General features: G+C 44.0%; 8 protein-coding genes, 2 tRNA genes and 2 pseudogenes. 5 read left to right on the top strand and 7 right to left on the bottom strand.

Going from position 1 to position 14,163, the window contains the following annotated elements:
* Positions 1-127: 127 nt before the first annotated feature.
* From JCM15124_RS02770 to JCM15124_RS02790, 4 genes are all read right to left on the bottom strand, one after another.
* A complete protein-coding gene (locus JCM15124_RS02770) occupies positions 128-682 on the bottom strand; it encodes a hypothetical protein (protein WP_198019113.1) in 555 nt (184 codons plus the stop codon).
* Between the two features lie 500 nt (positions 683-1,182).
* Positions 1,183-1,253: transfer RNA gene (locus tag JCM15124_RS02780), tRNA-Gly, on the bottom strand.
* 65 nt (positions 1,254-1,318) lie between these two features.
* A tRNA-Thr gene (locus tag JCM15124_RS02785) sits at positions 1,319-1,391 on the bottom strand.
* Between the two features lie 436 nt (positions 1,392-1,827).
* Positions 1,828-4,116, bottom strand: coding sequence for an NADP-dependent malic enzyme (locus JCM15124_RS02790; RefSeq protein ID WP_024998201.1), 2,289 nt, complete (start codon positions 4,114-4,116; stop codon positions 1,828-1,830).
* A 136-nt stretch (positions 4,117-4,252) separates the two neighbouring features.
* Between JCM15124_RS02790 and JCM15124_RS17080 the strand changes: the two genes are divergently transcribed.
* Positions 4,253-4,528 carry a TetR/AcrR family transcriptional regulator gene (locus JCM15124_RS17080; protein WP_306303127.1) on the top strand — a complete coding sequence of 92 codons (276 nt, stop codon included), beginning with the start codon at positions 4,253-4,255 and terminating at the stop codon, positions 4,526-4,528.
* 70 nt (positions 4,529-4,598) lie between these two features.
* A complete protein-coding gene (locus JCM15124_RS17085; RefSeq protein WP_306303128.1) occupies positions 4,599-4,871 on the top strand; it encodes a hypothetical protein in 273 nt (90 codons plus the stop codon).
* Positions 4,872-5,477: 606 nt separating this feature from the next.
* Here JCM15124_RS17085 and JCM15124_RS02800 read toward each other — a convergent pair.
* Positions 5,478-5,684 (bottom strand): annotated as a pseudogene (locus JCM15124_RS02800) (KilA-N domain-containing protein); the annotation flags it as partial.
* A 42-nt stretch (positions 5,685-5,726) separates the two neighbouring features.
* On the opposite strand from JCM15124_RS02800, the gene JCM15124_RS17140 reads away from it, so the two are divergent.
* Positions 5,727-6,044 carry a hypothetical protein gene (locus JCM15124_RS17140; RefSeq protein WP_198019114.1) on the top strand — a complete coding sequence of 106 codons (318 nt, stop codon included), beginning with the start codon at positions 5,727-5,729 and terminating at the stop codon, positions 6,042-6,044.
* A 115-nt stretch (positions 6,045-6,159) separates the two neighbouring features.
* On the opposite strand, the pseudogene JCM15124_RS12975 reads toward JCM15124_RS17140, so the two are convergent.
* Positions 6,160-8,357: pseudogene (locus JCM15124_RS12975) on the bottom strand (RelA/SpoT family protein).
* A gap of 153 nt (positions 8,358-8,510) precedes the next feature.
* On the opposite strand from JCM15124_RS12975, the gene JCM15124_RS02815 reads away from it, so the two are divergent.
* A complete protein-coding gene (locus JCM15124_RS02815; RefSeq protein WP_024998203.1) occupies positions 8,511-10,028 on the top strand; it encodes a DUF4301 family protein in 1,518 nt (505 codons plus the stop codon).
* A gap of 4 nt (positions 10,029-10,032) precedes the next feature.
* On the opposite strand, the gene JCM15124_RS15715 is transcribed toward JCM15124_RS02815, so the two are convergent.
* Positions 10,033-10,230, bottom strand: coding sequence for a hypothetical protein (locus JCM15124_RS15715; RefSeq protein WP_156930619.1), 198 nt, complete (start codon positions 10,228-10,230; stop codon positions 10,033-10,035).
* A gap of 725 nt (positions 10,231-10,955) precedes the next feature.
* Between JCM15124_RS15715 and JCM15124_RS02820 the strand changes: the two genes are divergently transcribed.
* Positions 10,956-13,976 carry a T9SS type A sorting domain-containing protein gene (locus tag JCM15124_RS02820; RefSeq protein WP_024998204.1) on the top strand — a complete coding sequence of 1,007 codons (3,021 nt, stop codon included), beginning with the start codon at positions 10,956-10,958 and terminating at the stop codon, positions 13,974-13,976.
* Positions 13,977-14,163: the final 187 nt, after the last annotated feature.

Below are 14,163 nucleotides of genomic sequence, written 5' to 3' on the forward strand. Positions count from 1 at the left end.
TAGTTCGCTATGTGAATGAAAGGTAAAAGAATTATTCCAATTTGTAAACTTAAACTACAAGAATTTCATAATAATAACTTTTTTGAACAATTCCTGTAAGTGTAATATCTTTTAAGGATTATTGTTATCATATTCTTTTCCATACTTGATTTATCTTTATGCCCTTCTTTTCACAAAGAGTAAGAAAGTTGTTCCACGACATTTCTGTTTGGCGCCATTCTTTATAGGTGAATACAGTAGCATCAATGCCAGCCTTTGTTGGGAGTTTAACACCTGTGTCGTAATATCTGTTCTTACCTGCACTATTAGCAATAATACTTGAGTGAGAATTAAATTCGGCTTCAAGTTCTTCGTAATAAAATTTTTTATTCTTTTTATTTAACGATTTCTGCTTCGATTTGATATATTCCTTAATGGCTTCTGCAGCACATTCTGTCATACCTTTGAGAATATTATTAGATGCAGAACTTATATAGAAGTTATAGTTCTTTTCATAATCCCACTCCTCAATATAACCTTTCGTTTGAGGACTCTCCATTTCTTTATTAACATCTACAAACACACCTATTGCAGAAGATTTGTTATTGATTTTTTTTGCAATGTTATTGGCATATTTAATATATTTTTGGCAGGTATTTATGTCTCTTTGAGTATCTGGGTATAACAAGGCTACATAAAGCAATGGTTCATTTAATCCGACAAGACTCAATCGCGATATAAATTTAGTTGCAATCTGATCTTTACGACTGGCATCAATCTCTATAACTATCTGCTTACCTTTGTTATCAGATGGTTTTCCATAGATGTCAATTCTATCTTGTGCTAATGGAGTAACTTTATACTCAATGCTCCATGAGTAATAGGGAACTGTTTTTTCAATTCATCAAAAATATTTTCTGATAATCTGCAATATTGCTATGGTTATTTGGTTTTTTGCGGTTTAGATGATTTACTAAATAATTGTTGAACTTTTTAGCTGCTTGTTCAATTTCATTTAAGATTTTTTGGTCGTAACTATTCATAATTTAAGTTTTAATTGTTAATTTTCATATGCAAAGGTATAAAAGTTTTAGAATAAAAGGATAAGAAAAAGAAAAAAAGTTTGAAAACATTTCTGATGGTAAAGTCCAACTATCATTTACAGAAATGTATATAGTAAGCGAATGAAAAGGTGGGAAGAAGAGCGGAATACGGGAGTCGAACCCGCCTCACAGGCTTGGGAAGCCCGTGCACTACCGATGTGCTAATTCCGCTTGTAGACTTTGATTTGGGTTGAAGTCTGTATTTTTGCTTTTGCAGAAACCCTTCTTCAACGAAGAGCCGATACCCGGACTCGAACCGGGGACCTACGCATTACGAATGCGTTGCTCTACCAACTGAGCCATATCGGCAAAAGCGAATGCAAAGGTACATACAAAAAATGGAATATCCCAAATTTATTGCTGATATTTTATAGTTGCTGTCTGCTAAAATTAAAAATACGGCACAAACCTATTATAAAAGTCGAGGAAAGAGGACGAAAACATGTAAAATGTTTTCATAGGAGTATCTATTGCTTAACTTGCTTGTTATCAACGCATCGCAAAACCTATTGTTTTGCACGATAAAAGCGTAGGTTTTGCATCGCAAAACAGCCGCTTTCGCAATGCAAAAAAATGGGGTTTTGTAAAATGCTGACAAATATATGGTCGGGAAAAGCATATTTTTTTATTTAGTCATCAGCACTATCCTGCTAAGTTTTTATTGCTTCTTAACGAAACAAAAAGTCCCTTTACTGCTTATCAGAAAGGGACTTTTACATTATAATAAAACCGCTAAAACACTTGCCTATTGCTTGTTCTTAATCTTTTCTATATAGGCATCGATTGCTGCAACCGCCGTGATGTTTACAATGTCGCGTACAGAACACTCGAAGTCGGTGAAGTGGATAGGCTTGTTCAGTCCCATTTGGATAGGACCAATCACCTCCGTTTCGGGACTGAAGCCTTGCAACAGCTTGTATGCACTGTTGGCAGAGGCAAGGTTGGGGAATATAAGCGTATTCACGTCTTTGCCTTTTAGGCGGGTGAAAGGGTACTTCTCGTCGCGCAGCTTCTTGTCCAATGCAAAGTTTATCTGCATTTCTCCGTCTATCAGCCAGTCGGGGTGCTCTGCCTGTGTCTTAGCCAACGCCTCGCGAACCTGCTGTGGCGAGCCTCCCTCGTCGCTGCCGAAGTTGGAGAACGACACCATCGCCATAACGGGATTGTCGTTGAAGAACTTCACGGAATGGTGGGCAAGTCGTGTTATATCGACAAGCGTTTCGGTGTTCGGCATACGGTTTATCAGTGTGTCGGCAATGTAGTAAATGCCCCGTTTGGTGTTCAAGATGTGCATTGTGCCGAAGTGTTTGTATTCGGGACGAATGCCGATAACGTCTTTTGCCATTTTTATGGTGTCGCTGTATTTGGTGTACAGTCCTGTTACCATGGCGTCGGCATCTCCGTTTTCCACCATCGACATACCGAAATAGTTGCGTTCGTACATCTTGTCGTAAGCCTCGTCGAAGGTGTAGCCCTCGCGTGCGCGCTTCTCGGCAAGGTGTTTTGCGTATGTGGCTCTGCGTCCCTGCTCTTTGTCGGCACGCATGTCAATGAGTTCTATGCCTGTCAGGTCGAGCTTCAATCGGTTGGCTACACGCTTTATACGGTCGGGGTGCCCCAGCAATATCGGTTGGCAGATGCCTTCTTGCTTGGCTTGCACGGCAGCCTTCAGCATGTTTTGGTGCACTCCTTCGGCAAATACTACCCGCTGTGGGTGGCGTGCCGCAGTGGCGTGCAGGTAGCGTGTGAATTTCGTTTCCTGTCCAAGCAACTGCATGAGCTTGTCTTTGTATGCCTCGAAGTCGTCTATCGGTGTTCTTGCCACGCCACTGTCCATTGCCGCTTTTGCCACCGCTGCGCTCACAACCGTTATCAGTCGTGGGTCTACGGGCTTGGGAATAAAGTATTTCTGACCGAATGTAAGCTCGTTCACGTGGTAAACCTTGTTCACAATATCGGGCACCGGCTGCTTTGCCAATTCGGCTATGGCGTGCACGGCTGCAAGTTTCATTTCTTCGTTGATGGCTTTTGCGTGTACGTCGAGCGCACCGCGGAAGATGTAAGGAAAGCCTATGACGTTGTTAATCTGGTTCGGATAGTCTGAACGACCGGTGGACATAAGCACGTCGGGGCGCGCTGCTATTGCGTCTTCGTACGAAATTTCGGGTACGGGATTTGCCAATGCGAACACGATAGGATTGTCGTTCATCGACTGAATCATCTCTTTCGAGAGGATATTGCCCTTTGAGAGTCCTACGAAAACGTCAGCCCCTTTCATTGCTTCCTCCAATGTGTGCACGTCATTGCGTTCGGTTGCAAAGATTTTCTTTTGCTCTGTAAGGTTCGGTCGGTCGGTTGTGATGACGCCGTGAGAGTCCAACATCAGTATGTTTTCTTTCTTTAAGCCTAACGCCATGTATAGTTTCGTGCACGAAATGGCAGCTGCGCCGGCTCCGTTCACCACCAATCGCACTTTTGCAATGTCTTTTCCGGCCACTTCGAGTGCGTTTTTAAGACCTGCGGCAGATATGATGGCTGTGCCGTGCTGGTCGTCGTGCATCACGGGAATGTCTAACGTGCGTTTCAGTCGTTCTTCTATTGCAAAGCATTCGGGTGCCTTTATGTCCTCAAGATTAATGCCGCCAAACGTCGGGGCTATCTTTTCGACCGTTTCGCAGAACTTGTCGGGGTCGGTTTCGTTTATCTCTATGTCGAACACATCGATGCCGCCGTAAATCTTGAACAGCAGTCCTTTGCCCTCCATTACCGGTTTTCCGCTCATCGCACCGATGTTGCCAAGTCCGAGAACGGCTGTTCCGTTGGTTATAACCGCCACGAGGTTTCCCTTATCGGTGTATTTATAAGCATTGTCGGGGTTTTCTTGGATTTCCAAACAAGGATATGCAACGCCGGGCGAATAGGCAAGACTCAAGTCGGTTTGTGTGCTATAAGATTTTGTTGGAATTACTTCTATCTTTCCCGGGCGGCCATTCCGGTGATACTCGAGAGCCGCCTCTTTTGTTATTTTTACCATAATATGAGTTTAATACTGACTTTAATTCACTGCAAAAAACCATGTATAAGTGCAAAGATACTAAATAAAAACAATAAAAGGATTGTATAAATGATATTATTTTTGTAATTTTGCGAATAAATAAAATACTTCACCAATGGTTATAGAGAACGATTACAAGAAAGAAGTGAAGGCTAAAATACTTCAATCAGCCACTACAATGTTTTTCCAAAATGGAATTCGTAAGGTTAAAATGGACGATATTGCTGCGCATTTGAAGATTTCAAAGCGAACCCTTTACGAAATATATCAGAACAAAGAAGACTTGCTTTACGAGGTTGTTGTGTTGAACGACAAGCGCGGTTTAGAGAAACTTGAGGAGTTCGACAAGCCCGGAGTCAATGTCATCAATATAACAATGCACTTTTTTTAAGCTGCAAACCGAAGAGCTGAGCAGGATAAATCCCGTTTTCTTGGAGGACATTGGGAAGTTTCCAAAATTAATGGAATACGTTAAAAACAAGCGGAAACGCAAGAGAAAACAGATGGTGGCGTTCATTGAGCGCGGTATCAGCGAGGGGTGTTTCCTGCCCGATGTAAACATAGAAATACTGAACACGCTTGCCGATGCTTCGGGACACTACATCATGAGCAACAATCTCTACAAGAAATACAACATCAAAGAGATATTCAAAACCTTTGTCTTGCTACATATAAGAGGTGTATGCACCGAGAAAGGCATAAGGTTGCTCGACGAAGAGATGAAGGGATTTTAAGGCTATTCGTCCGATTGGACACCTTTATATAATATGTGAGCACGACATAAGAAAGCAGATTGAACAGGCAATGGCGCAGATGTTTTCAAGCAATTCCGCTAATGAAACAGTGAGCGTTTTTCGGTTTAATCTTGTAAAAATAATTCTGTTAAAAAGTGATATAATCGCTTTGGCGTTGCGAAACCGTAGGTTTTGCGTTGTTAAACCGTAGGTTTTACCGTGCAAAACCTACGGTTTTGGAATGCAAAACAATAGGTTTTGTAATGCGCTGGCGGATAAACAGTTACACGACAGCTACGCTTGCGAAAAATATTTACGTTTTTATCACCTTCTTTCCGTTATTTTCTCGTTCCTTGAAAGGTGCGTTTTCTCGCCATGACAATGCTCAAATAAAGTTGGCATTGCGCATTTGGCTAAACGAAAACGTTCATAAACAACGTGAGTTCGGTGTAGGAATTGGAGGGCGAAGATACTTTACTTCTCTTCGATTATAAGCCTATTAAATCATAACCAATTCTTTCTTTAAGCATCGTAATGAATAATGTATCGGCGTAATTCTTATACCGAACTCACGTTAAAAAGTATTCAGCACCTTATTATTTCTTTGAAATGATATGCTATATCGCGGTGAGCATACGTTCCGCCATATCGTCCGGCCTTGGAATAGATGCCGATAGCATGGGTATGTTCTATCCAAGTTTTTACTGAAAGTACAAAGTTGTTGCTTCCTGCAGCATTTCTAATTGCACCGAATTCGGTACAATTAAAGTCCGGGTTATACAGCATTTCCCATTCGCCTAAATATTCAATGGTGCCTTAAACCCCAATCTGTCATTAGGCCGCATTTGCTTATCTTTGTTATTACCGTCATGCTTCCTTACTGCTTTCGTCCGCTTGCCGGCATCTGCGCAGCCATTACATCTCGACGTAGCCCGCTACGCCTTCGATGAAATGCCGGCACATCTGCTCAACAACCGAACTAAATCAGTAAAGGACGCTAATGAACGATTGGGGTTTAAGGCTCAGCCAACGGAAAATAATATGTTCTTGCATTTGGCTTCGAGCCATATCCGTCAGGCTGATATAGTCTTCATCGTTGTGTCTGACAATATTGACAGCAGTATTCTGTACATTGATTTTCACCATTTTTCTATTATTTATTTTTCCATATAATAAACCTATTAAATCATCATCAACCCTTTCTTTAGGTTTCTTAATAAATAATATAACGCGCAATTCTTCTGCCGAACCCACATTATATAATAGGAGCAGCAAGACCATAACGGCGTTATAGTCTTGCTATTTGTTTTACTCCCTTTATATTTTTCAGTTTCTTTATGAGCGCATTCAGCTTCGATGTGTCTTCTATCAGCACAACGAGGTTTCCCGAAAACAAACCGTCGTGCGAGTCAATGTTGATAGAACGCATCACAACCTTTTCTTCTTTCGACAACACATTGGTAATGTTGTTCACTATTCCAATATCGTCGTGCCCTATTATGCGCAGCGTTATGCTGTAGCTTGCCCCACCTTTGCCGCTCCATTTAGCTTTTACTATACGGTAGCCGAAGCGTTTGCGCAGTTCGGGCGCATTGGGACAGTCGTCCCGGTGTATCTTTATTCCGCCGTTAACGGTAACGAAACCGAAGATGGGGTCGCCATAAATAGGGTTGCAACACTTCGACAACGAGAAGTCGATGCCCTTTAAATTCCGGTCGATTACGAGTACATCTTCGTTGTTTTTCAGCAGTTCAGCCGTTTCGTCGGCAAGCTCGAACTTCTCCGCACTTTCGGTTTCTTTCGGCGCATTCAGGTTGTGTGTCTGATTGTAAAGCTGCTGATACGTTTCTATCACGTTGTTTACATCGAGCTTTTCGTCGGCTATTTGCTTGTAAAACTCCGAAATTTCCTTGAAACCAAGATGCTTTATAAGGTGGAAAAGCGTTTGTTCCTCTATTTCTATCTTCTTGTTCTTGAACCTTCTTTCGAGCATTTCCTTTGCATATACGCCTTCTTTCACCTGCGTTTCCTTCAGTGCAAGGCGTATTTTCGACTTCGCCCGAGCCGATTTAGCGATGTTCAGCCATTCTTGTTTCGGCTTTTGCGTGGCTGAGGTCGTAACTTCCACCGTATCGCCGCTGTGCAGTTCGGTTCTTATAGAGGCATTCTTGTTGTTTATCTTCCCACCAACGCATTGGTTTCCAAGCTTTGAATGAATGTGATAGGCAAAGTCAAGCAAGGTAGCACCTTTCGGGAACTTCAGCAAATCGCCTTTCGGTGTGAACACGTAAATCTCTTTGTCGTACAGGTCGCGCTTGAATTGCGTCATCACTTCCAAGTTGTCGCCCGCCTCCAACGCTGTTCTGATAGACGCCAGCCACGTATCCATTCCCTCTTCTGCCTGTATTCCCTTGTATCGCCAATGCGCTGCCAAGCCGTGTTCGGCAACTTCGTCCATGCGTTCGGTACGGATTTGCACCTCCACCCATTTAGTATCAGGACCTAAAACCGTAATGTGGAGGCATTCGTAGCCGTTCGATTTGGGCACGGAAATCCAATCGCGTAAGCGTTTGGGGTTGGGTTGGTACATGTCTGTTACGATAGAGTACGCCTGCCAGCACTGCATTTTCTCCTTTTGGGTCGGCGAATCCAAGATGATTCTTATGGCAAAGAGGTCGTATATGCCCTCAAACGCACACTTCTGCTTCTTCATTTTCTGCCAGATGGAGTGTATCGACTTCGTTCTGCCCTTTATATGAAAGCGCAGTCCTGCATTCTGAAGTTCCTTGCTGACAGGTTCTATGAACCTTTTATGTAGGCATCGCGTGCCTTTTTCGTTTCGTTCAGCTTCTCTTTTATGTGGTAATAGGCATCGTGTTCCAAGTATTTCAGCGACAAATCTTCGAGTTCGCTCTTCAGCTGATATAGTCCTAACTTGTGTGCGAGCGGCGCATACAGATAGTTTGCTTCCTCTGCGACCTGTCGTTGTGCCTCTTTGTTGTCGGTGTCGCGTATTTGCCGCATCAGATTAACACGGTCGGCAATCATAATCAGTATGACGCGCATGTCTTCTGCAAACGAAAGCAAGAGGTTGCGAAAGTTCTCGCTTTCGATGATAGGATTTTTCTTATACAGATTTTGAATGCGTGCCAAGCCCTGAATAATCTGCGCCACACTCTTTCCGAAGTCGGTTTCTATTTGCTTTATGTCCAATGCACCATTCTCATAGCCTGCATACAGCACGGTGGCAAGTACCGAATCGCGCTTCAAACCGATGTTGCGAACAGCTATCAGCGATGTCTGCATGGCACAAAGCAGTTCGCTCAGACCGAAGACATTGCGTTCCATGGCTCCCTTTTCTTCCATTAGCTTAATGTAGGAAGCCAGCTTTTCCTTGTCTTGTTCCGTTACATCGTTTTCCAACTCTTCGTTTAACTCCTCGGTAAGAGCGTGAAAGCTTTTCAGTTCATCGTCTGTAAAAATCATATTCGTCGCCTTTAATAATAACACTACAAAGGTACAAAAAAACGGCTAAATGTTCTCTAAATTAAGAAAAAGTAAGTAATTTTGCGAAAGAGACAACAATTGCGGCACCCCTGTTTCGTTGCTGCATCTTAGTACATAAAAACTTATACTGTTATGTTATCAAAGCAAGACGAACTATTATTGAGCTCAAAAGGCATTACGCTTTCCGATTTTGAGAAGCAACTTGCCGACTTTAGAAACGGTTTCCCTTTCCTTAAAATAGAGCGCGCAGCCACGGTTGGCAATGGAGTTGTGCGTTTAAAGGAAAACGAAATCAAGGAATTTACGGCAGCTTGGGACAGCTACAAAGCTGAAAAACACAAGGTGGTGAAGTTTGTTCCTGCCTCCGGAGCAGCCAGCAGAATGTTCAAAGACCTTTTCGCTTTCCTCGAAGCAGCGTACGATGTGCCTACGACTGACTTTGAAAAGTTCTTTTTCGACAATCTGAAACACTTCGCTTTCTACAACGAACTGAACGAAAAGTGCAGGGCTGTGCACGGAAAAGACATTGCGCAACTCGTGGAAGCAGGCAACCATAAAGCCGTTGTGGCAACACTCTTGCACACCGACGGACTTAACTACGGGCAGTTGCCAAAGGGATTACTGCTATTCCACAAGTATGCCGAAGGCAACCGCACGGCAATGGAAGAGCATCTTGTCGAGGCTGCCCAATACGCAGCGTGCGGTGCGGAGGCACACGTTCACTTCACGGTATCGCACGAACATCTTGAACTTTTCAAGGCGAAAGCTGCCGAAAAGCAACCTATGTACGAGCAAAACTACCGCACACGCTTCTTCATTACATTCTCCGAGCAGAAGCCAAGCACCGATACGGTAGGCGCAAACCCCGACAACACGCCTTTCCGCAACGACGACGGCTCGCTTTTGTTCCGCCCCGGCGGGCACGGCGCACTCATTCAGAACCTTAACGACATAGATGCCGATGTCGTATTCATAAAGAATATCGACAACGTAACGCCCGACCGACTGAAAGCCGAAACGGTAACGTGGAAGAAGGTAATAGCGGGCGTATTGGTAACGTTGCAGGAAAAGACTTTCCAATACGTCAGGAAACTGAAAGCTGCCGACTATACGACAGCCGACTTGCAACGTATGAAGCACTTCTTGGAGAACGATTTGCATTGCCGACGCAACGACATCGACCGACTGAACAACGACGAACTGGCAGCCTATCTGCTCGAAAAGTTCAACCGTCCTATGCGTGTTTGCGGAATGGTAAGGAACAGTGGCGAGCCCGGTGGCGGTCCGTTCTATGCTTATAATGCCGACAACACCGTCAGTTTGCAGATACTTGAAAGTTCGCAGATAGACAGCAACAACGCCGAATCGGTGAGAATGTTCAAAGAGGGCACCCACTTCAACCCCGTAGACTTGGTTTGTGCAACAAAGGACTATGCAGGAAAGCCGTTCGATTTGCCGAAATTCGTAGACCCTGCCACAGGTTTCATCAGCAGCAAGTCGAAGAACGGAAAAGAGCTGAAAGCATTGGAGCTGCCCGGTCTTTGGAACGGAGCAATGAGCAACTGGAACACTGTGTTCGTGGAAGTGCCTGCAATAACTTTCAATCCTGTAAAGACCGTAAACGACTTGTTGCGCGAGCAGCACCAGTAAGCAGTTAATTCAACCCTTTATTGCTGCTCAAACGATTTTTTAAACCCCAATCGGTTATTAGCGTCCTTGCTGATTTTGTTCGATTGTTGAGCAGATGTGCCGCCATTTCATCGAAGGCGTAGCGGGCTACGGCGAGATGGAATGGCGGTGCAGATGCCGGCAAGCGAACCAAAGCAGTAAGGAAGCATGACGGTAATAACAAAGATAAGCAAATGCGTCCTAATGAACCGATTGGGGTTAAAGAACAGCAATATTTACGGGATTGCCTTTCAATGGGCAGTCCCGTATTTTTGTTTGCAAGGCAATTACATCTGATACTAAATGGTGCGTACTTTACTCCTGCTGTGTAAATATTATTCTGAAGAAAAACGATAATTTCAATTTGGCGTTGCGAAACCGTAGGTTTTGCGATGCAAAACAGCCGCTTTTACCGTGCAAAACCTACGCTTTTGCAACGTCAAAACATAGGTTTTGCAAAGTGTTGATACATAGATGATTATGCAAGACAATCGCTTGCAAAATTTCTTTACATATTTTTCGGCTGTTTCTTCCTAAATTCATGGATAGCCAACTTGCTGTATGGCTATCTCTTCTGCATTACAAGATGTTCGCTTTACGGTGTGTATAGTGTGCTTTTGCATTGGGTTTAGAACCATATCCGACGAACTGACAAGGTGCTCATTATAATGTCTGACAATATGAAGAAACATTTTTTGTAAAATAAAATCTGTTAAAAAGAATTTTCTTTCAGATTTTATGCTTACCTTTGCAAAGTATCAAAAGTTTATTTATTTGCGTTGTAAGCAGTGCGGAAGTAAATGAGATATTGGTATATGCAAGCATTAATTAACCTTTTTACCATTTTATTGCTTGCTTTTTCGAAGAGTTACAAGACTGCTAAATTAAAAAACTAAAAACATCATTATTATGAAAAAACTATCTTTATTGTTCCTGTTTCTGTTCTTCTTCTGCGCTATGCAGGCAGACGAAGTAAAGATTTTAGAGGAAAACACCTTTTCTTTGGCAATATCGCCAAACGGCAAGTATCTTGTGGGATACAACCCGACCAAAGTCAAATCGGAAGTCGGAACGGAGAGTTTCCTATACGATGTCAGCAGCGGAAGCCTCAAATGGGTAACGACAGACAACTCTGAGAATTGGGAAACCTACGGAATGTTCAGGGACGTGAACGATGCAGGCACGCTATGCGGCTCGGTAAAAGACTTGAACCATTATGTAGACTTCTACGGAACGAACGCTCCCACCAATGTTGCAGCCATATTTGAGAACGGAAAAATAGTAAAACTGCCTTATGGGGAGCTGGATATGAACAAGATAAAACAGCACGAAGACGGAACTTTTGCAGCATCGCTGTCTAACGACGGCAAAGTGGTGGCAGGATATTGCAAATGTTCTAATTTCGCATTCAGCTATCCTTGCAAGTGGACTCGCGGTGCAAACAACGAATGGAAGATGGAAATTCTGCCCTTGCCCGAGGGCTACGAATACGGTCTGGCTGTGAATGTGTCGGCTGACGGACGCACCATTACGGGGCTGGCAGTGGACAAAGGGAAATCGATTGTGTGTTACTGGATTGACGGGAAATGCAAAACAGTGAACTACAAAGACGAAGATGCAGAATTGGCGAAGATGAAACAGATGCGCATGATTGATATGAGCCATAACGGAAAATACTTTATCTTCTCGTTTTCAAGCAGGTCCGACTACCGAATTTTCGATGTAGAGAAAGGCACATACCGCACGTTGTCTACCTTCGATAGCAAAGAACAAATACGCATACCTACTGTTGCGGACAATGGCGACGTGTTCGGGGCGGTTATTTACGACGCTGAAGGCGTGGGCGGAATGTACTACAGAAACTTCTGGTACCAATATTCTTCAGGCAGAATTTTCGATTTCACCTATTATCTCTATTTGTTCAATCCGCAACTGAATGTATCGTTCCCATTGAATTATGAAGACGGGGCACAGGCATTCCCTGCTGCTGTGTCGGCAAACGGCAATGTTATCACCGGCAATAAAGACACTAACACGGCGTTGGGGCAAACTCCCAAGGCATGGGTACTGAATGTAAACAAGAAAGAAATCGAAATTCCTGCCACCCCCGATAAGGCAAAAGGAAAATCGACAGGGCTGCACCAAGTTCAGCTTTCGTGGAAGATAGACAAGACAAACTACAATTCATTGACGCTGAAAGGCTACAACGTGTATTGCGACGGTAAAAAGGTTGCAACCTTAAACGAATTGAAAGACGAGATGACGGCTACGGTGAAAGATGTCGGTGCAGGCTATTGCAAGTTTGCAATCGAAGCGATATACACCGATAAACAAGGGAAAGAGATGCTTTCGCCACGCTCAAACCCTGAAGTTATTGTCGTTCCTGAAGACTATGCGTTCCCGCTTTTCGACGATTTCGAGAAGGGTTCACTGAACACCAACTACTGGACGAAGAACAAAGAGTATGGCGACGACGTCGATACGGAGTGGGTGGTAGCAGCCGAAATAGGGCATAACAACACAATCGGAGTATATACTGGCGCGTCTACATTCAAGCCTTACGCAACAAGTATGGTAAGTCGGCCGCTCGATGCTGCCAACGCAAGCAAGGTGAAGTGTTCGTTCTTGCTTCTTTGTGTCGAAGAGGATGCAAAAGAAGGCAAAGAGATTGACTTAACCAAAGACACGCTTAGCGTGGAATATACCGTAGATGGCGGAAAGTCGTGGCAGGTAGCTAAAGAGTGGACGGTTGAACAACTGCCGAAGCTGGAAGGCATCTTGACGGTTGATTTAACGAAGCACGTTGCCGGCAAAGTCTTCCAAATAAGGTTCCGCAGACACGGACTGGGCACAGTGGGCTATTATTTCTACCTCGACAACATTATGATTGGAAGTGGCGACAACGTCGATGCGCCCAAGGGATTTACAGGCAAAGTTACGGACAACCAACTCTTTTTGATGTGGAAGAACAGCAGGAACGGCTATTCGCTCAACTATCTTTCTGAGCCGGAAGCACCGGGATATACCATCGGAAATGAAGGAAAGGAACTTATCGGAGCCAACAAATTCACGCAAAGCGAGCTTGCTCCATACCACGGCAAATATCTTACTTCGGTAACAGGCTACATCAATTATTACGAAGAAGCTGACGAAGGAAAGGGCATTCGTGCAACTGTGGTGGTGTTCGAGAATGGAAAACTCGTTTGCGAACAAGAGATGGAAGGCATTAAGTACAACGAGAATACAACCCAAAAGCTAAAGCAGCCCATCAAGATTGACAGCGGAAAGGAACTGATTGTGGGCATTAAGGTTCACGATTATGACACCGGGCAGATTCCTTTAACCTACGAAAGCTCACAATCGTACGTAACCGGCAAGAGCGACCTGTACTCTGAAGACAACGGAAAAACTTGGAAAACCGTGTGGGACTTCTACGAGGGCGACGCCCAAATGGGCACATGCTGCTGGAGAATTACAGGCAACATAACCGAAAAGCCCGACGATGAGACCGTGGAAGAGGACAAAAGCCTTATCGGCTACAACATCTTCCGCAACGGTGTGCAGCTGAACAACGTCTGCATTCCTTTTGAAGCGACGCGCTATATCGACAAGCAACCGCTCGACAAGGCGGAATATACCGTCGTGGCATACTATAATGACGGAAGGGAATCTTTGGCTTCAACACCGTATATACTCGATTTAACCAACTCAATAGCTCCGTTGGTAGACAAATCTGTCTTATCGATAGACAAGTCGGCAATAAAGTTGAATGCCAAAGGAACGCTGCGCCTCTACGCTGTTGATGGGCATTTTGTTGCCAAGAGTAGCAAGAACATCATTCCGTTAGGAGGCATTCCTTCGGGCATCTACATCGTATTGGTTGAATATAACAATCAACGGTTTACCCAAAAGATTATCATAAACAAATAAGAAAAAGCGAAAAGAGGAACGAGAGGAAGGCGTTTTCGCTAAGCCGCGTGGGCACAATGCCAAACGTGTTTGAGTATTCGCATGGCGAGAAAACGCACTTTTCAAGATATGGGAAAAACGCTTTCGTTAAGCCACGTGGGCGCAATGCCAAATGCGTTTAAGCATTCTCATGGCGAGAATACGCACT

It is taken from the genome of Prevotella falsenii DSM 22864 = JCM 15124 (assembly GCF_000613945.1).
Classification (GTDB): Bacteria; Bacteroidota; Bacteroidia; order Bacteroidales; family Bacteroidaceae; genus Prevotella; species Prevotella falsenii.

Coding starts and splice junctions, on each gene's coding strand:
- JCM15124_RS02790 (WP_024998201.1), bottom strand. CDS start 4,116: ATGGTAAAAATAACAAAAGAGGCGGCTCTCGAGTATCACCGGAATGGC.
- JCM15124_RS17080 (WP_306303127.1), top strand. CDS start 4,253: ATGGTTATAGAGAACGATTACAAGAAAGAAGTGAAGGCTAAAATACTT.
- JCM15124_RS17085 (WP_306303128.1), top strand. CDS start 4,599: ATGGAATACGTTAAAAACAAGCGGAAACGCAAGAGAAAACAGATGGTG.
- JCM15124_RS02815 (WP_024998203.1), top strand. CDS start 8,511: ATGTTATCAAAGCAAGACGAACTATTATTGAGCTCAAAAGGCATTACG.
- JCM15124_RS02820 (WP_024998204.1), top strand. CDS start 10,956: ATGAAAAAACTATCTTTATTGTTCCTGTTTCTGTTCTTCTTCTGCGCT.